Source organism: Pseudomonas sp. A25(2017) (assembly GCF_002001065.1).
In the GTDB taxonomy this organism is placed as follows: domain Bacteria; phylum Pseudomonadota; class Gammaproteobacteria; order Pseudomonadales; family Pseudomonadaceae; genus Aquipseudomonas; species Aquipseudomonas kilonensis.
In genome coordinates this window covers 277,972-295,887 of sequence record NZ_MUOA01000044.1, presented here as the reverse complement: position 1 = coordinate 295,887, position 17,916 = coordinate 277,972, and the positions used below count along the sequence as shown (strand labels likewise).

The 17,916-nt window shown below is 61.6% G+C and carries 15 protein-coding genes; 1 reads left to right on the top strand and 14 read right to left on the bottom strand.

Annotated features, from left to right (window positions below):
* Window positions 1-30: 30 nt before the first annotated feature.
* Genes B0E42_RS06490 through zwf form a run of 3 tightly spaced genes read right to left on the bottom strand, consistent with a single transcriptional unit; the run spans window position 31 to window position 2,883 of the window.
* A complete protein-coding gene (locus tag B0E42_RS06490) occupies window positions 31-696 on the bottom strand; it encodes a bifunctional 4-hydroxy-2-oxoglutarate aldolase/2-dehydro-3-deoxy-phosphogluconate aldolase (protein WP_018611012.1) in 666 nt (221 codons plus the stop codon).
* A 17-nt stretch (window positions 697-713) separates the two neighbouring features.
* Window positions 714-1,427, bottom strand: coding sequence for a 6-phosphogluconolactonase (gene pgl / locus B0E42_RS06485; protein ID WP_018611014.1), 714 nt, complete (start codon window positions 1,425-1,427; stop codon window positions 714-716).
* Complete coding sequence (gene zwf, locus B0E42_RS06480) at window positions 1,414-2,883, bottom strand: glucose-6-phosphate dehydrogenase (RefSeq protein ID WP_018611016.1); 1,470 nt, start codon at window positions 2,881-2,883, stop codon at window positions 1,414-1,416. The genes pgl and zwf overlap by 14 nt, the downstream gene beginning before the upstream one ends.
* Window positions 2,884-3,079: 196 nt before the next feature.
* Between zwf and B0E42_RS06475 the strand changes: the two genes are divergently transcribed.
* Complete coding sequence (locus B0E42_RS06475; protein ID WP_170842276.1) at window positions 3,080-3,940, top strand: MurR/RpiR family transcriptional regulator; 861 nt, start codon at window positions 3,080-3,082, stop codon at window positions 3,938-3,940.
* 139 nt (window positions 3,941-4,079) lie between these two features.
* Here the strand turns inward: B0E42_RS06475 and B0E42_RS06470 are convergent, their stop codons facing one another.
* The 11 genes from B0E42_RS06470 to edd form a co-directional block, all read right to left on the bottom strand.
* Complete coding sequence (locus B0E42_RS06470) at window positions 4,080-4,934, bottom strand: D-hexose-6-phosphate mutarotase (protein ID WP_024616915.1); 855 nt, start codon at window positions 4,932-4,934, stop codon at window positions 4,080-4,082.
* A 248-nt stretch (window positions 4,935-5,182) separates the two neighbouring features.
* Window positions 5,183-6,529, bottom strand: a complete 1,347-nt coding sequence (locus tag B0E42_RS06465; protein ID WP_077506022.1) for a carbohydrate porin — start codon at window positions 6,527-6,529, stop codon at window positions 5,183-5,185.
* A 221-nt stretch (window positions 6,530-6,750) separates the two neighbouring features.
* Window positions 6,751-7,911, bottom strand: a complete 1,161-nt coding sequence (locus tag B0E42_RS06460) for an ABC transporter ATP-binding protein (RefSeq protein ID WP_018611023.1) — start codon at window positions 7,909-7,911, stop codon at window positions 6,751-6,753.
* A gap of 2 nt (window positions 7,912-7,913) precedes the next feature.
* Complete coding sequence (locus tag B0E42_RS06455) at window positions 7,914-8,759, bottom strand: carbohydrate ABC transporter permease (protein ID WP_014336917.1); 846 nt, start codon at window positions 8,757-8,759, stop codon at window positions 7,914-7,916.
* Window positions 8,752-9,660, bottom strand: a complete 909-nt coding sequence (locus B0E42_RS06450) for a carbohydrate ABC transporter permease (RefSeq protein WP_003198535.1) — start codon at window positions 9,658-9,660, stop codon at window positions 8,752-8,754. The genes B0E42_RS06455 and B0E42_RS06450 overlap by 8 nt, the downstream gene beginning before the upstream one ends.
* Before the next feature lie 171 nt (window positions 9,661-9,831).
* Window positions 9,832-11,133 carry an ABC transporter substrate-binding protein gene (locus tag B0E42_RS06445; RefSeq protein WP_024616917.1) on the bottom strand — a complete coding sequence of 434 codons (1,302 nt, stop codon included), beginning with the start codon at window positions 11,131-11,133 and terminating at the stop codon, window positions 9,832-9,834.
* Between the two features lie 116 nt (window positions 11,134-11,249).
* Window positions 11,250-12,509, bottom strand: a complete 1,260-nt coding sequence (locus tag B0E42_RS06440) for an AGE family epimerase/isomerase (protein ID WP_077506020.1) — start codon at window positions 12,507-12,509, stop codon at window positions 11,250-11,252.
* A 237-nt stretch (window positions 12,510-12,746) separates the two neighbouring features.
* A complete protein-coding gene (locus B0E42_RS06435; protein WP_018611031.1) occupies window positions 12,747-14,216 on the bottom strand; it encodes an ATP-binding protein in 1,470 nt (489 codons plus the stop codon).
* Window positions 14,206-14,937, bottom strand: a complete 732-nt coding sequence (locus B0E42_RS06430) for a response regulator (protein ID WP_003184616.1) — start codon at window positions 14,935-14,937, stop codon at window positions 14,206-14,208. Before B0E42_RS06430 ends, B0E42_RS06435 begins: the two co-directional genes overlap by 11 nt.
* A 168-nt stretch (window positions 14,938-15,105) precedes the next feature.
* Window positions 15,106-16,056 carry a glucokinase gene (locus B0E42_RS06425; RefSeq protein ID WP_018611034.1) on the bottom strand — a complete coding sequence of 317 codons (951 nt, stop codon included), beginning with the start codon at window positions 16,054-16,056 and terminating at the stop codon, window positions 15,106-15,108.
* Window positions 16,053-17,879: a phosphogluconate dehydratase gene (gene edd / locus B0E42_RS06420; RefSeq protein ID WP_018611036.1), complete on the bottom strand. Its 1,827-nt coding sequence runs from the start codon at window positions 17,877-17,879 to the stop codon at window positions 16,053-16,055. Before edd ends, B0E42_RS06425 begins: the two co-directional genes overlap by 4 nt.
* Window positions 17,880-17,916 lie beyond the last annotated feature (37 nt).

The following is a 17,916-nucleotide window of genomic DNA, read 5'->3' as shown; positions in this document are numbered from 1 at the left end:
TAGAACACCCAACGAGGTTCGGTAAAACAATCAGTCCAGCAGCGCCAAGGCCTCGGCGGTGCATTCCTGAATGCGGGCCCAGTCGCCGTTCTTGATCCACTCAGGATCAAGCATCCAGCTTCCGCCCACGCACATCACGTTTTTCAACGCCATGTAGCTCTTGATGTTGGCCGGGCTCACGCCGCCGGTCGGGCAGAATTTCACTTCGCCGAACGGACCACCCAAGGCCTTGATAGCCGCGACGCCGCCGCTGACTTCGGCCGGGAACAGTTTGAAGCGACGATAGCCCAGGCTGTAGCCTTCCATGATGCCCGAGGCGTTGCTGATGCCAGGCAGTAACGGGATAGAGCTGTAGACGCTGGCCTCGAGCAGATCACGGGTGATGCCCGGAGTGACGATGAACTGCGAACCGGCCGCCTCGGCGGCGTCCAGCATGTGGCGGTCGAGCACCGTGCCGGCACCGGTCACCAGTTCCGGACGCTGCTCGCGCAGCACCTGGATAGCCTTGAGGCCGTATTGGGAACGCAGCGTCACTTCCAGCGCCGTCAGGCCACCGGCAGCCAGGGCATCGGCCAGCGGCAGGATGTCCTGTTCACGGGCGATGGTGATCACCGGCAGGATCCGCGCCTTGGCGCAGAGGCTGTCGATCAGGGCAACTTTGTCCGCCATGGAAACGGTCGGGGATGGGTTTGTCATAGCGGCTGATCCTTGGTTCATGGGCACCAGTAAATCTCTAACGTAGGTTGCAAAAACGCGCGGATCGGCATTTCGGCGACATCGTCACCCGCCACCGCAGCGTTCAAGGTGGTCAATTTCGACTGACCGGAAATCGACAGCACTTTGTGTTGCGCCGAAGCCAGCAAGGCGCGGCTCATGGTCAGGCGCTGGTGCGGCACGGTCGGCGCCAGCATCGGCCAGCAGCGACGTGTGCCATTGGCGTCCAGGGCCTGGGCCAGGTTCGGGCTGTCAGGGAACAGCGAGGCGGTGTGCCCGTCATCGCCCATGCCCAATACCAGCACGTCGATCGGCGGCAACTCGGCCAACAGACGATCGGCCTGCTCGGCAGCCGCTTCCAGATTGGCACTGGCGCTGTAAAGGCTCAGGAACTGGGCCTTGGCTGCCGCGCCTTGCAGCAGGTAACGCTTGAGCAGGCCGGCGTTGCTGTCGGCGTGTTCAACCGGTACCCAGCGCTCATCGGCCAGGCTGACCACCACGTTGGACCAGTCCAGCGCCTGCTTGGCCAGGTGCTGGAAAAACGCCACCGGGCTGCGGCCACCAGAGACCACCAGGGTCGCCGCACCGCGCGCCTCGATTGCGTTGCGCAACTGCTCGGCCACGTTCAGCGCCAGGCCTTCGGCCAGCACCACCGGGTTCTTGAATTCATGGGCGCGAACGCCCTGCGGCAGTTTCAATTCAGATATCGCCATACCATGACCTCCCATCCCGCGTGATCAGTGCAATGGAGCTCATCGGCCCCCAGGACCCAGCCGCATACGGCTTGGGCGCATCGCCGGATTTCTTCCATCCGGCGATCAACTGGTCACACCACGTCCACGCGGCTTCAATTTCATCTTTACGGACAAACAGGTTCTGATTGCCGTTCATGACTTCCAGCAACAACCGCTCGTAGGCATCGGGAATCCGTGCGCTGCGATAGGTGTCGGAGAAGTTGAGTTGCAACGGACCGCTGCGCAATTGCATGCCCTTGTCCAGGCCCTGCTCCTTGGTCATCACTCGCAAGGAAATCCCTTCGTCCGGTTGCAGGCGGATGATCAGCTTGTTGCTGATCTGCAAGCGCTGCTCGGGCGCGAAGATGTAGTGGGACGGTTCCTTGAAGTGGATGACGATCTGCGACAGCTTTTGCGGCATGCGCTTGCCGGTACGCAGGTAAAACGGCACCCCGGCCCAACGCCAGTTGCGGATGTCGGCGCGCAGGGCGACGAACGTCTCGGTGTCGCTCTGGGTGTTGGAGTTGGGTTCTTCGAGGTAGCCAGGCACTGCCTTGCCTTCGCTGTGGCCGGCGATGTACTGGCCGCGCACCACCTGGGTGGTCAAGCCTTCCGGGCTGATCGGCGCCAGGGCCTTGAGCACCTTGACCTTCTCGTCACGGATGCTGTCGGCGGACAAGTCGGCCGGTGGGTCCATGGCGATCAGGCACAGCAACTGCAACAGGTGGTTCTGGATCATGTCCCGCAGTTGACCGGCCTTGTCGAAATAGCCCCAGCGGCCTTCGATACCGACCTTCTCGGCCACGGTGATTTCCACGTGGGAAATGTAGTTCTGGTTCCACTGGGTTTCGAACAGGCTGTTGGCAAACCGCAGCGCGATCAGGTTCTGGACCGTCTCTTTGCCCAGGTAATGGTCGATGCGATAGGTACGGTTTTCCGGGAAGAACTGCGCCACGGCGTCGTTGACCTTGCGCGAAGACTCCAGGTCCGAACCGATGGGCTTCTCCAGCACGACACGGGTGTTTTCGCTCAAGCCGACCTTCGCCAGGTTCTCGCAGATCGCCCCATACACCGCCGCTGGGGTGGCGAAATAGGCAATGACCTGCTGGGTTGAGCCGGCCGCTTCGGCCAAGGTGACGTAATCGTCGGCCTTGAGGAAATCCACGTGCAGGTAAGTCAATCGCGCCAGGAAGCGCTCGAACACGGCTTCGTCCAGGTCTTTTTCACCGACGTAGCGCCGCAGTTCGGCGGCGATGAATGCCAGGTGCTGCTGCTCGCCGCCGGGTTCACGGGCCAGCGCAATGATTCGCGTGTCCTCGTGCAACAACTGGGCGCCATCGAGCTGATAGAGGGCAGGAAAGAGCTTGCGCAAGGCCAGATCGCCCAACGCGCCAAACAAGGCAAAGGTGCACGGTTCAACCGTAATCGAAGGCATGATGTTTGTTCTTTTATCAAGTTAAACTACAAATACCTTTTTTCAAGGCATCACTCAAGGAAAAATGTAGTAATAACCACAACATTTTTCGAAAATACCGATTCCGAGTGGTGGTCCGTCGGAGCCATCAGTAGGATAGGCCACCGCAAAGGGTCGTATCAAAGACCCGTCTTCCTAGGAATCTTGTATGGACCGCGTGCGAAATTTACTGGAACAGATCCAGAGTCGCCTTGAAGACCTGAACAAGGCCGAACGCAAGGTGGCCGAGATCATCCTGCTCAACCCGCAGCAGGCGACCCGCTTCAGCATCGCTGCCCTCGCCCAGGCGGCTTCGGTCAGTGAACCGACCGTCAACCGTTTCTGCCGCTCGTTCGGCGTCAGCGGTTACCCGGAGCTCAAGCTGCAACTGGCCCAAAGCCTGGCCAGCGGCGCTGCTTATGTGAGCCGTGCGGTGGAGGCCGACGACAACCCGGAAGCCTACACCCGAAAAATCTTTGGCAGTGCCATTGCCTCATTGGACAGCGCCTGCCAGGCCCTTGATCCCAATTTGATCAGTCGCGCGGTGGATCTGCTGATCCAGGCCCGGCAGATCCACTTCTTCGGCCTCGGCGCCTCCGCCCCGGTGGCGCTGGATGCCCAGCACAAGTTTTTCCGCTTCAACCTGGCGGTGACCGCCCACGCCGACGTACTGATGCAGCGCATGATCGCGTCGGTGGCCCATACCGGTGAACTGTTCGTGATCATTTCCTACACCGGTCGTACCCGTGAGCTGGTGGAAGTGGCGCGCATCGCCCGGGAAAACGGCGCGTCGGTGCTGGGCCTGACCGCCGAAGGCTCGCCACTGGCCAAGGCCAGTACCCTGAGCCTGAACATCCCCCTGCCCGAAGACACTGATATCTATATGCCGATGACCTCACGGATCATCCAGCTCACCGTGCTGGACGTGCTCGCCACCGGCATGACCCTGCGTCGGGGCGTGGACTTCCAGCCGCATCTGCGCAAGATCAAGGAAAGCCTGAATGCCAGCCGGTATCCGGTGGGGGATGAGTTCAACTGATTCGGCCTAGAAGCTTCGGTGTCTGATAGTCCGTCTTCGCGAGCAGGCTCGCTCCCACACTGGATCTTTGGCGTTCACAAAACCCTGTGGGAGCGAGCCTGCTCGCGAAGGGGCCATTAGTCTCGCCCACTAACCTGAATCAAGCCCCCACCCACGCCTGCAAACTCAAATGCGCCCGCTCCCCCGGCGCCAGGCACAGGCTGTCGGTGCCGCCACTGGCCGCTTCGACGCAGACGAATTCGCTGACTTCATCCCAACTCACCCCCAGCAACGGCCGTGCGCCGGGATGCCAGACCACGGTGTCGGCGCTGTCGCCGGTGTCGATGCACAATTCGCGCTGCCAGGCGTGGTCCTTGAGCTGCAATTCGCCCTCATGCTGGAACACCCGCTGGCAGCCACCCTCGACCCGCAACTCGCCTTCCTGCTGGCAAACCGCACGGCTCAACTGGTCGTAGCCCTGGGCGCCTTCGAGACCAGACAGCGCTACCTCACCGACGTCACCGATACGCCAATAGGCGTGCAAGGCCTGGCTCAACTGGCATGGCAGGCTGTCCTGGTGCTCGGTGCTCAAGCGCAGCTCCATGCGTTCACCCAAGTCTGCATGTAGGTCCACTTGCCAGTCGCACAATTGCAGCTGCCAGTGCAAATGCACACCGTCGTCATCACTGCGGCTGTCGAGCAGTTTCCAATCGATCAAGCGCGCCCAGCCGTGGGACGGCCAGGCGTTTTCGCTGGGATGGCGGCCATACCACGGCCAGCACACCGGCACCCCGCCGCGTATCGCACCGACTTGCGGCCACTTGGCCGCGCACCACAACCAGGGTTTCTGGCCTTTGGGCTGAAAATGCAGCAACTGCGCGCCCTGGCGACTGAACACCGCCTGGCACAACGGGTGGTCGATTACCAACACATCGCGCTGCCGATAGCGCTCCCACGCGAACACCGGGCGTTCGCGCAAGGATCTGAAAAAGCGTTGTAGCGGATGCTCATGCATGGGCCGCGGTCCTGGAAATCATTGAGTTGCTCATCTGTTTGCAACGCTTGTTGCGGCAAGGCGATTTATCTGTGGGAGCAAAGCTTGCTCGCGATGCAAGCGCCTCGCTTCCCTGGGAGACCGCGTTGTCTTCATCGCGGGCAAGCCTTGCTCCCACAGGTTCTGTGCCAGCCACCTTGCAAAAAAAAGCGGACAGCCTTGGCCGTCCGCAAATATGCGCACATAGAGAGGAGCTTATCGCAACAGCGTTAGAACACCGACTGAATTTTCAGGCCGGCCACCAGCGCGTTGTCGACTTCATCCACACCACCTGGGTGGGTGATGTATTGCAGGTTCGGACGCACGGTCAGCCAGTTGGTCACGTGGAAACCGTAGTTGATCTCGTAGTTGTACTCAGTGCTGCGCAGCGGCGAGAACAGCGGATCATCGTAGTCGCTGACGTCATTGGCGGCGTTGACCAACTCGGCGTTTTTCTTCACGTCTTCGTTGACATGGATACGCGAGAAACCGATCCCGACATCGTCTTTCGGACGCGCATCGAACGGCCCCTTGTACACGAACATCAGCGACTGGTAGTTGTCGACGACGTTGGTTTCCTTGTCATGGAAGGTGGCGTTGGCCGCGATGTTCAGGCCGCGCGAAGCGTCACCGTTGTGGGTGGTGAGCTGTTGCTGCGCGACGAACCAGTAGCCGTCCTTGCTGCTGTGGCTGCGGTAGGCGTTGCGGGTGGTGGCGGCGTCGTTGCCATCTTCGTCCTCACGGACGTCATCAGCCTTGGCCGTACTTTTGTAGTAACCGACACGGTATTCGCCCGGCAAGTTATTGATCTTGGGGGACCAGACCAATTCGACCGGAATAAGGGTACCCTTGGTACCGCTGCCGCTCAGCTTGTAGCGGTTCTTGTTTTCCAGTTGCGAAGGGTTCTGGTTGTAGGCGCCGATTTGCGCATAGAGCTCAGGCGTGAGGTTGTATTTGACGCGAATCGCCGCCTGCATGATCGGCCAGTTGTACCAGATGCCGGTCGCCCAGTTACCCGCTTGCGAACCGCAGAACGCCAGGTTCTGGAACTCGCACGGGAAGGTGTTGAAGTCTTCGCCCTCACCGAAATAACCGGCTTTGACATCCAGTTTGCTGTCGAAGTACTTCTGCTTGATCCACAACTGGGTCAGACGCGTGGTTTGCCCACGGCCCCAGACTTCCTGGGAGGAACTGAGGGTACCGGCACGTGGATCACCGATACGGTCGTTGGAGATGTTGCGACCGTCACGCCGGGTGAACTGGATCTTGGCTTCCGTATCACCCCAGCCCGCCAGTTTTTCCAGGTCGAGGGCGACCCCAAGGCCAAACTGCTGGGACCAGCGCGCGGTCTTGTCATCGTTGTAGCCGCCGTGGAGGTTGGCGCCCATCTCGCCGACGAAGTCAGCCTTGATATCGATACCTTGCTCGATCAGCTTGGTCCGTTCGCCACCCCAGTCACCCGTCATCCACTGCGAATCGGCGCTGAACGCGTCGGCAGCGTGTGCGCTACCGGCCAGCATCATCGCCGCAACGGCTGACAACTGGCAGATAAGCTGGGCGTTATTTTTCTTCTTCATCCCTACATCCTCGTCTTTATTGTTATTAACTGTTTTTATCTAACGCGGTTTACAACGATTACGGCGGATGGTCCCCCACTCACCGCATACTCCTTCCTGTGGGAGAGAGCTTGTGTGGGAGCTGAGCTTGCTCGCGATGAAAGCGCCTCGGTCTTTCGAATGACCGCGTTATCGTTCATCGCGAGCAAGCTTTGCTCCCACAAGCCCCCTCCCCCATTTGTTCATCGACCTTTGAACTGCGCCACGTTCGCCGATCGGGCATCGGCTTGCGGCTGGCCGGCCACGCCCAGGCGTTCGCCGGACTTGGCGTCGAACAGCAACACTTTCGATGGATCGAATTGCAGCGTCAGGGTCTCCCCGACTTGCGGCGCCACGTCCGGCGCCAGGCGGCAGCAGACCTTGGTGTCGTTGAGGTTGACGAACACCAGGGTGTCCGGCCCGGTGGGCTCGGTGACCTGGACTTCGGCGCGAATGGTCGGCAAGCCATTGGGCTCGCTGCCGGCCAGCATGATCTGCTCCGGGCGCATGCCCAGGATCACTTCGCGGTCTTCCAGGCCCGCGTCCTGCATGCCCATCGGCAGCTCGCAACGGGCCTGGCCGCTGTCGAGCAGCGCCAGCAGGCGACCGTCCTTGCGTTGCAGGCGCAGCGGGATGAAGTTCATCGGTGGCGAACCGATGAAGCTCGCCACGAACAAGTTGGCCGGGTTGGTGTAGATGTCTTTTGGCGTGCCGAACTGCTGGATGATCCCGTCCTTCATCACCGCCACTTTGTCGCCCAGGGTCATGGCTTCGATCTGGTCGTGGGTCACGTAGACCGTGGTGGTCTTCAGGCGCTGGTGCATCAGTTTCATTTCGGTACGCATCTCGACCCGCAGCTTGGCGTCGAGGTTGGACAGCGGTTCGTCGAACAGGTAGATCTTCGGCCGCCGCGCCAGCGCCCGGCCCATGGCCACGCGCTGTTGCTGCCCGCCGGAGAGCTGGCCGGGCTTGCGATTGAGCAGGTGCTCGATCTGCAGCAGCTTGGCCACGCGGTTGACTTCTTCGTCGATGTCCGACTGTTTCATCTTGCGGATTTTCAGGCCGAACTCGATGTTCTCGCGCACGCTCATGGTTGGGTACAGCGCGTAGGACTGGAACACCATGGCGATGTCGCGATCCTTCGGGCTCATGCCGCTGACGTCCTGGTCGCCGATCATGATCGCGCCACCGGTGATGGTCTCAAGGCCGGCGATGCAGTTCATCAGCGTCGACTTGCCGCAGCCCGAAGGCCCGACGAGGATCAGGAACTCACCGTCCTTGATCGACAACTCGATGTTCTTCAGGGTGTCCGGCAGGCCGGCACCATAGGTCTTGTTTACGTTGCGAAGTTCAAGCGTTGCCATGATTACCCCTTGACTGCGCCGGCCGTCAGACCGCGCACGAAATACTTGCCTGCGACCACATAGACCAGCAGGGTCGGCAGCCCGGCGATCATCGCCGCCGCCATGTCCACGTTGTATTCCTTGGCTCCGGTACTGGTGTTGACCAAGTTGTTCAGCGCCACCGTGATGGGCTGCGAATCACCGCTGGAAAACACCACGCCGAACAGGAAGTCGTTCCAGATCTGGGTGAACTGCCAGATCAGGCAGACCATGATGATCGGGGTGGACATCGGCAGGATGATCCGCCGGAAGATGGTGAAGAACCCCGCACCGTCCAGCCGCGCCGCCTTCACCAGTGCATCGGGAATGCTGACGTAGTAGTTGCGGAAGAACAGCGTGGTGAATGCCAGGCCGTAGACCACGTGCACGAACACCAGGCCCGTGGTGGTACTGGCCAGGCCCATCTTGCCGAGGGTGAACGAGGCCGGCAGCAGGACGGTCTGGAACGGCAGGAAGCACCCGAACAGCAACAGGCCGAAGAACAACTGCGAACCGCGAAAACGCCACATCGACAGCACGTAGCCGTTCAAGGCACCGATGGCGGTAGAGATCAGCACCGCCGGGACGGTGATCTTGATCGAGTTCCAGAAGTAGCCGTCGACCGTGGCCCAGGCCTTGACCCAGCCGATGCCGCTGACCACGGTCGGCCAGCTCAGCAGATTGCCGGTGCTGATGTCTTCCGGCGTCTTGAAGCTGGTCAACAGCATGACCACCAACGGCACCAGGTAAAGCAATACAGCGAGGATCAGCACCGCGTAGATCGCGATGCGACTCAGGCTGAGGGAAGGTTTGGCAGCGAGACTAGTCATGACGCTTGGTCCTCAGCTCGGAGTACAGGTAAGGCACGATGATTGCGAGAATCGCACCGAGCATCAGGATTGCACTGGCCGAGCCCATGCCCATCTGACCGCGACTGAACGTGAAGGAATACATGAACATGGCTGGCAGGTCGGAGGAGTAACCCGGGCCACCGGCGGTCATCGCCGCCACCAGGTCGAAGCTCTTGATCGCGATGTGAGCCAGGATCATCACGGCGCTGAAGAACACCGGACGCAGGCTCGGCAGCACCACTTTCCAGTAGATGCGCGGCATGCTCGCGCCATCGATCTGCGCGGCACGAATGATCGATTGATCGACACCGCGCAGGCCGGCCAGGAACATCGCCATGATGAAGCCCGAGGCCTGCCATACCGCCGCGATCACCAGGCAGTACACCACGCGATCCGGGTCGATCAGCCAGTCCAGGCGGAAGCCTTCCCAACCCCAGTCACGCAACAATTTGTCCAGGCCCATGCCCGGGTTGAGCAGCCATTTCCAGGCCGTACCGGTGACGATCATCGAGAGCGCCATCGGGTACAGGTAAATGGTGCGGATGAAACCTTCGCGACGAATGCGCTGGTCGAGGAACACCGCCAGCAACACACCGATCACCAGGGTGATGCCGATGAACAGACCGCCGAACAGCGCCAGGTTCTTGCTCGCCACCCACCAGCGGTCGTTGTCCATCAGCCGGGCGTATTGCGCCAGGCCTGCCCATTTGTAGTTCGGCAGGAACGTCGAAGTGGTGAACGACAGGACGAACGTCCACAAGATATAGCCATAGAAGCCCACCAGGACGATGAACATGCTCGGCGCCAGCACCAGTTTCGGGAGCCAGCGCTGCAATGCATCGAACGGCGAGGCCTTGCTGAACACAGCAACAGAACTCATGGGAAGATCCAAAACAAGGTTACAAGGGCATCCCTTTGTGGGAGAGAGCTTGTGTGGGAGCTGAGCTTGCTCGCGATGAAGGCACCTCGGTCTTTCCAATGACCGCGTTATCGTTCATCGCGAGCAAGCTTTGCTCCCACAGGCTCACTCCCACAAAGGAAGCGGCGCTAATTACTTGGCTGACTGAACCGCTGCGCCGAGTTTCTTGGCAGCATCGGCAGGGTCGGCTTTCGGGTCGTTGATGTAGTTGGTCACCACATCGAAGAACGCACCCTGCACGGCCAGCGTGGTCGCCATGTTGTGCGCCATGCTTGGTTGCAGGCCACCGGACTTGGCGTCCGCCAGGAAGTCCTTGGCAGCGGTCTGGGCACAGGAATCGAAACCGTACTTGGCCATGTCGCCGAGCATGTCGTTACGAACCGGGATCGAGCCCTTGTTGATGCTGAAGACTTTCTGGAAGTTCTCGCCCAACACGACCTTGGCGATGTCCTGCTGGCCAGCCGCAGTGCCTGCGTCCTTCTGCTTGAACACCGCCAGGGAGTCGATGTTGTAGGTGAAGGCCTTGTCGGTGCCCGGGAAGGCCACGCACTGGTAGTCCTTGCCGGCGACTTTCTTCGCCGCGGTCCACTCGCTCTTGGCCCAGTCACCCATGATCTGCATGCCGGCCTTGCCGTTGATGACCTTGGCTGCTTCCAGGTTCCAGTCCTGGCCCTTGCCGTCGGGGTCCATGTAGGTCGCGACTCTCTTCAGCTCGGTCAGCGCCTTGACCATTTCCGGACCGGTCAGGGCCTTGCTGTCCAGGTCGACCAGGGCTTTCTTGTAGCCATCAGCGCCCATGACCGAGAGCACCACGGCTTCGAATACGGTGCTGTCCTGCCAAGGCTGGCCACCGTGGGCGAGCGGAATAAAGCCCGCGGCCTTGAGCTTGTCGCCGGCGGCGTAGAATTCTTCGAGGGTAGTCGGTGCCTTTTCGATGCCGGCTTTCTTGAAGACTTCCGGGTTGATCCACAGCCAGTTGACGCGGTGGATGTTCACCGGCACGGCGACGTAGTCACCTTCGTACTTCACGGTATCGGAGACTTTCTTGTCGAGCAGGCTGTCCCACTTCTCGGCCTTGGCAACGTCTTTCAGGACGTCGCTGTCGAGCAGCCCGGTGGACGCCCATTCCTGGATGTCCGGACCCTTGATCTGGGCGACGCCCGGTGGGTTGCCGGCCACGGCACGGCTCTTGAGCACGGTCATGGCAGTGGAACCGCCACCACCGGCGACAGCGCCGTCCTTCCAGGTAAAGCCGTCTTTTTCTACCTGGGCCTTGAGCACATCGACCGCGGCTTTTTCGCCACCCGACGTCCACCAGTGGACGACTTCCACGGAACCTTTCGATTCGGCGGCAAGGGTAGTGACAGGGAAGGCTGCGACGGGAAGCAAGGAAGCAAGAGAAATGACAGTAGCGAGGCGAGAAATCGCATTCATCTAGAATTACCTTTCTTGTTGTTATGCATGCAAGTCTGGTGCTTGCGCTGCATGGATTCTAATCAGAGGGAATCCCTTCGCAGGTAACGAAGGGACGTGCAAATGTCACGACATGGTTACACAGGCGAAGCGCTGGATAACCGCGCCAGGGCTGACGCCATGCTCGGTGCCAGGGGCAGGCGCGGAATCAAGACCGCCTGCCAGGCGTGATACAGGTCCGGCTTACCCGGCCAGATATCGGCGCTGGGGCAATTTTGCGGATCGAGTTCGTGATGCCAGCTGCCGTTGCAGCGATCGATGAAATGTTTGTCACAGAACTCCCAGAATCGCCGGTACCAGGCTTCGTACTTCGCCTCGTCGGTGCGCTTGAGCAAGGCGCTGGCAGCGGCCGCCGCTTCGGCGTGGACCCAGTGCAGGCGATGGCGAACCACGGCGCGGTTGTCCCAATCCAGGGTGTAGACAATGCCCGGCGCACCATCGACGCCCCAGCCGTGACGGCAGTTCTGGTCGAAGAGTTTTTGCGCGTCCTGGGCCAGCCAACCCGGGGTCAGCATGCCGATCTGGACCCGTGCGGCTTCAAGGTGCAGCAGCAGTCGCGCCCATTCGAAACCGTGGCCAGGGGTGGTGCCGTAGGGTCGGAAACCATCGGCAGGATTGTCCTGGTTGTATTCGCGCAACGGCTGCCAGTGACGATCGAAATGCTCCACCACCAGGTAGTCGTTGGCGGCGGCATGGCCGTGGATCACCCGTTCGACGATGTGCAGCGCGCGGGCCAGCCAGCGTGGGTCGTCGGTGGCATCGGCCAGGGCGAGGAAGGCTTCGGTGGCGTGCATGTTGCTGTTGGCGCCGCGATAGGCCTCTTCCTCGCTCCAGTCGCGGTTGAAGGATTCGCGCAGCGCGCCCTCCTCCTCACACCAGAAATGCTCATCGATGATCCGCACCGCTTCGTCCAGCAACGCCTGGGCGCCGGGACGCTGGGCCACTACCGCGGAACTGGCCGCCAGGGCAACGAAGGCATGCAGGTAGGCCGCCTTGCCCGCGCCGTCTTCATCAGGCCGCGTCGTGGCAAACCAGCCACCGTGCTCGGCGTCGCGCAAGGGGCCGCTCAGCGCCTGGACGCCGTGGTCCACCAGCTCGGCAAACCCCGGCAGGCCCTGGATGTGGGCCATGGCGAAGCTGTGGGTCATGCGCGCAGTGTTCATGGTCTCGGCCCGGGCATCGGCCGGCAGGTGGCCGCGCTCGTCCAGGTTGCCAAAGCCGTCCGCCAGCTTCGACGCCTTGGCGAACGCCAGCAACCGCAAGCCTTCGTCGGCAAGCCATTGCTGGTGGGCAGGGGCATTCAGCCAACTGCTGAAGGCCGGTTGGAAGGTGTCCATTGGGTGGTACCTTTTTTGTTGTTTTGACGCAGGGAGTCTAAACAAGGGATGGCGAGGGGCAGGTAACGAAAGGGGCGAGTTATGTCACCGAGTTGTGACATTTCCTTTGATGATCGTTCCCACGCTCCGCGTGGGAATGCATCAACGGACGCTCCGCGTTCGGCTTTAGATGGGACGCAGAGCGTCCCGGGCTGCATTCCCACGCAGAGCGTGGGAACGATCAGTCAACAGGGCTGGCTACTCCACACTGCGAGGCAACTGCAACGTCACCCGCAACCCGCCTTCACGCAGGTTCTGCAAGCTCACTTCGCCGCCATGGCTGTGGGCGATGTTGCGGGCGATGCCCAGGCCCAGGCCATAACCCTGCTGTTGCCCGGCGAGGCGAAAGTGCGGTTCGAAAACTTGCTCCAGACGCTGTTCCGGCACGCCGGGGCCTTCGTCGTCGACGTGCAGGATGAAGGCGGTTTCATCGTCATCGATGTGCAGGTGGGCGTTCTGGCCATACTTCAAGGCGTTGTCGATCAGGTTGCCGATGCAGCGCTTGAGGGCCAGCGGCTTGCCAGGATACGGCGCCAGCGCCCGGCCATCCTGGGTCACCCGGCCGTTGCCGTTGGGCGCCAGGTAAGGTTCGACCAGGCAATCGAGCACATGGTTGAGGTCCACCGGCTCGATGTTTTCGTGGATGTCGGTGTCCTTGACGCATTGCAGCGCGCCTTTGACCAGCAGCTCCAGCTCATCCAGGTCACGACCGAACTTGGCTTGCAGGTTTTCGTCCTCCAGCAACTCGACCCGCAGCCGCAAGCGGGTGATCGGTGTGCGCAAGTCGTGGGAAATCGCGCTGAACAACTGGCTGCGTTCCGTCAGGTAACGGCTGATGCGTTCGCGCATGGCATTGAACGCGCGCCCCACCTCCACCACTTCACTGCCGCCGCCCTCGGCCACCGGCTCCACCTCGGCGCCCAGGGACATGTCCCGCGCGGCCCGGGCCAAACGCTTGAGCGGTCGGCTCTGCCAGTGCACCAGCAAGCCGATGAACAGCAACAGCAAGCTGCTGGTGAGCACGATGAAACCGACCTGTTGCGTGGGCAGGTCTTGCTCTTCGAGGCTGGTGTAGGGTTCGGGCAACAGCGAAGCGATGTACAGCCACTCCCCCGGCGCCATCTGGATTTGCGTGACCAATACCGGCGGGTTCACCGGTTCCAGGGTCAAGGCGTAGTGAGCCCACGAACGGGGCAGTTCATCGAGCTTGAGCCCGGCGTTGAAAATTCGCAGGTCGTCGGGGCTGACAAAATTCACCGAGATGTCGGCGTTACTGCCCAATGAACGGCGCAGCACATCATCCACCGCCTTGAGCACCGCCAGTTTGCGCGGTGTGATCGGCAGCACGTCCATGCCCAGGGGCTTGTCGTTGAGGGTCACGACAAACCGCGTACCGCCCATGCTGCGCAATTGGTCCAGCACCAATGGCCGGTACGCCACCGGCAGCGAACGCAAATAACTGACGCTGGCGGTCATCGAATGGGCCAGGCTGCGGGCACTGGTGACCAGGCCTTCGAGTTGGGTGGCGCGCAGTTGCGAGACCCAGATCAGGCTGGACAGGGTCTGGGCGAACAACACCACCAGCAAGGTCAGCAGCAGCATCCGGCCCAGCAACGAGCGCGGCACCGGCACGCGTCGGGCGATTTTTTTGATCCAGTCAATGACCATTGCTGGCAACCACACTGGCCGCCAGTTGATAACCGCTGCCACGCACCGTGCGAATCAGCCGCGGTGGCTTGTCGGTGTCACGCAGGCGCTGGCGCAGGCGACTGACCGCCATGTCGACGATCCGGTCCAGGGGCATCAGCTCACGACCGCGGGTCGCATTGCCGATGGTGTCGCGGTCGAGGATTTCCTGGGGGTGATCGAGAAACAACTTGAGCAGGGCGAAATCGGCACCGGAGAGAATCACTTCTTCACCGTCGGTGTGGAACAGCCGATGGCTGACCATGTCCAGCCGCCATTCATCGAAGGCCAGCACTTCGCCGCCGGAGCGCTCCTGGCCGAATTGCGCCCGACGCAGCAGCGCCTTGATGCGCGCCTGCAATTCCCGTGGGCTGAAAGGCTTGCCCAAGTAATCATCGGCGCCCAGTTCAAGACCAATGACCCGGTCGGCCTCGTCGGAACTGGCGGTGAGCATGATGATCGGCACATGGGCCTGGCGCGGGTGCTGGCGAACCCAGCGGCAAAGGCTGAAGCCGTCCTCATCAGGCAGCATCACATCAAGGATCACCAGGTCGCTCGGTGCATCGTTCAGCGCCTGGCGAAACCCGGCGCCGTCGGGTGTGGTCCGCACCTGGAAACCCGCACGGCTGAGGTAGGTGTCCAGCAGTTCGCGAATCTCCTGGTCGTCGTCGACCAACAAAATCGATTTGTTCACTGAACTCACGGGCCTCGTCCTTGTTGTTTGGATGGGGGCGATTATGCCTGATGGACATCGAGTTTTTATCGCCTGTTCGGACCTTATCGCGAGCAAGCTTTGCTCCCACAGTGCTCCCCGCAAGATCAAGCACATCTTGTGGGAGCAAGGCTTGCCCGCGATGCAAGCGACGCGGTCTTAACTTTGCTCCAACGCCACACCCGCGCCCATCAGGCCCGAGTACGGCGCGGTCACCAGCCAGACCGGAATGCCCTTGAAGTAATCGCTCATGCAGCCCTTGTCGGCGAAGCAGCGAGCGAAACCACTTTCGAGGAAGAAATCGGCAAACCTTGGGACCACACCACCGACGATGTAAACACCACCGCGCCCGCCCAGTGTCAACACATTGTTGCCGGCCACGCGCCCCAGCCAGCGGCAGAACTGCTCGAGCACTTCCAGGGCAATCGGGTCGCCGGCCAGGCCGGCGGCGGTGATGGATTCGGGGGTGTCGAGCACCGGCACATGGCCGTCCACCGCGCAAATGGCCCGGTACACCCGAGGCAAACCGCTGCCACTCAGGACGGTTTCGGCGCTGACGTGGCCGATTTCGTTGTAGATGTGCTGCCACAGCTGGGTTTCCCGCGGGCTGCTCATGGGCAGGTCGACATGGCCGCCCTCCCCCGGCAACGCCGCGAAACGACCTTCGCCCAGGTCCAGCAACGTACCAACGCCCAGGCCGGTGCCCGGGCCGATCACCACTGCCGGGCGCAACGGCTCCGGGGTGCCTTCGCACACGACCCGGTATTCATCGGGACGCAAACGGGTCATGCCCAGGGCCATGGCCGAGAAGTCGTTGACCAGCAACAGCTTCTCCACTTGCAAGGTCTGGCAGAACGCCAGGTTGCTCAGGCGCCAGTGATTGTTGGTAAAGCGAAACTCATCGCCGCTCACCGGACCGGCCACCGACAGGCACACCGAACCGATCGCGCCCGGCTTCAGGCCCAGGCCACTCAGGTACACCTGGATGGCATCTTCCGGGCAGGCATAATCCGCCGTTGCCAGCACCTGGATGTTTTCCAGGGTGTGGTTTTTCCACAGCGCAAAGCGTGCGTTGGTCCCACCGATGTCACCGACCAAAGCCAATTTCAATTAAGCGTCTCCAGGGCAGAAGTGAAGGCGCTGGCGCCCTGCTCCGCCGAGCTGAAGGCCATGCGCATGAAACCGAACAGCTCGCGACCGGTGCCGATGTTGTTGCCCAACAGGCCCTTGGCCGGCGTGCGCGCGGCGAATTCCTCGGCGTCCACCTTCAATTCCAAGGTGCCTTTGACGCCATCGACACGGATGATATCGCCCTCCTGCACCCGGGCCAACGCACCGCCGACATAAGCTTCGGGGCTGACATGAATGGCCGCCGGGATTTTTCCCGACGCGCCGGACATGCGCCCATCGGTCACCAGCGCCACTTTGAAGCCACGGTCCTGCAGCACACCGAGGAACGGCGTCATCTTGTGCAGCTCCGGCATGCCGTTGGAGCGCGGGCCCTGGAAGCGCATCACTGCGACAAAATCCTTTTCCAGCAGGCCGGCCTTGAACGCGTCCGCCAGGTCCTGTTGGTCCTGGAAGACCATGGCCGGGGCTTCGACGACCTGGTTTTCCAGGGCCACAGCCGAAACCTTCATCACGCCACGGCCCAGGTTGCCTTCCATCACCCGCAGGCCGCCCTCAGGCGAGAACGCGCGAGCCACCGGGCGCAGGATGTTTTCGTCGAGGCTTTCGATCGGGCCGTCGCGCCACACCAGCTCGCCATCCTCGAGGAACGGTTCCTGGGTGTAGCGGCTCAGGCCATGGCCGAGCACGGTGTTGACGTTTTCGTGGAGCAAACCGGCTTCCAGCAATTCACGGATCAGGAACGACATGCCGCCCGCCGCCTGGAAGTGGTTGATGTCGGCCTTGCCGTTCGGGTAGACGTGGCTCAGGGTCGGCACCACCTCGGAGAGGTCGGCCATGTCCTGCCAGGTCAGCTGGATACCCGCCGCCATGGCGATGGCCGGCATGTGCAGGGTGTGGTTGGTGGAACCGCCAGTGGCGTGCAGCGCAACGATGGAGTTGACCAGCGAGCGTTCGTCGACGATTGCGCCGATGGGCATGAAGTTGCCGCTTTGCTTGGTCATGCGCGTCACCTGGAATGCCGCTTCACGGGTCAGGGCATCGCGCAGTGGCGTATTCGGGTTGACGAACGAGGCGCCCGGCAAGTGCAGGCCCATCACTTCCATCAACAACTGGTTGGTATTGGCGGTACCGTAGAAGGTGCAGGTGCCAGGGCTGTGGTAGGACTTCATCTCCGATTCCAGCAGCTCTTCGCGGGTGGCCTTGCCTTCGGCGTAGCGCTGGCGGACGTCGGCTTTTTCCTTGTTGGAAATGCCCGAGACCATCGGCCCGCCTGGCACGAAGATCGTCGGCAAGTGACCAAAGCGCAGCGCGCCCATCATCAGACCCGGGACGATCTTGTCGCAGATGCCGAGCATCAGTGCGCCGTCAAACATGTTGTGGGACAGCGCCACCGCCGTGGAGAGCGCGATCACTTCGCGGCTCGGCAGGCTCAGTTCCATCCCCGCCTCACCCTGGGTCACGCCGTCGCACATCGCGGGCGTGCCACCGGCGAACTGGCCGACCGAGCCGATCTCGCGCAGGGCTTTCTTGATCTGTTCCGGGAAGGTTTCGTAGGGCTGGTGGGCCGAGAGCATGTCGTTATAGGACGACACGATGGCGATGTTGGCGGCGTTCATCATCCGCAGGTGGTGCTTGTCTTCGGTGCCGCAGCCAGCCACGCCGTGAGCGAAGTTGGCGCACTGCAGCTTGCCGCGCATCGGCCCGTCGCTGGCTGCACCGTGGATCAATGCAAGGTAAGCCTGACGCGTGGCGCGGCTGCGGGCGATAAGCCGTTCGGTGACCTCAAGAACGCGGGGATGCATGTGTAGAACTCCAGGCTAACGGGGTGTGGCGACCTGA

Coding starts and splice junctions, on each gene's coding strand:
- B0E42_RS06490 (WP_018611012.1), bottom strand. CDS start 696: ATGACAAACCCATCCCCGACCGTTTCCATGGCGGACAAAGTTGCCCTG.
- pgl (WP_018611014.1), bottom strand. CDS start 1,427: ATGGCGATATCTGAATTGAAACTGCCGCAGGGCGTTCGCGCCCATGAA.
- zwf (WP_018611016.1), bottom strand. CDS start 2,883: ATGCCTTCGATTACGGTTGAACCGTGCACCTTTGCCTTGTTTGGCGCG.
- B0E42_RS06470 (WP_024616915.1), bottom strand. CDS start 4,934: ATGCATGAGCATCCGCTACAACGCTTTTTCAGATCCTTGCGCGAACGC.
- B0E42_RS06465 (WP_077506022.1), bottom strand. CDS start 6,529: ATGAAGAAGAAAAATAACGCCCAGCTTATCTGCCAGTTGTCAGCCGTT.
- B0E42_RS06460 (WP_018611023.1), bottom strand. CDS start 7,911: ATGGCAACGCTTGAACTTCGCAACGTAAACAAGACCTATGGTGCCGGC.
- B0E42_RS06455 (WP_014336917.1), bottom strand. CDS start 8,759: ATGACTAGTCTCGCTGCCAAACCTTCCCTCAGCCTGAGTCGCATCGCG.
- B0E42_RS06450 (WP_003198535.1), bottom strand. CDS start 9,660: ATGAGTTCTGTTGCTGTGTTCAGCAAGGCCTCGCCGTTCGATGCATTG.
- B0E42_RS06445 (WP_024616917.1), bottom strand. CDS start 11,133: ATGAATGCGATTTCTCGCCTCGCTACTGTCATTTCTCTTGCTTCCTTG.
- B0E42_RS06440 (WP_077506020.1), bottom strand. CDS start 12,509: ATGGACACCTTCCAACCGGCCTTCAGCAGTTGGCTGAATGCCCCTGCC.
- B0E42_RS06435 (WP_018611031.1), bottom strand. CDS start 14,216: ATGGTCATTGACTGGATCAAAAAAATCGCCCGACGCGTGCCGGTGCCG.
- edd (WP_018611036.1), bottom strand. CDS start 17,879: ATGCATCCCCGCGTTCTTGAGGTCACCGAACGGCTTATCGCCCGCAGC.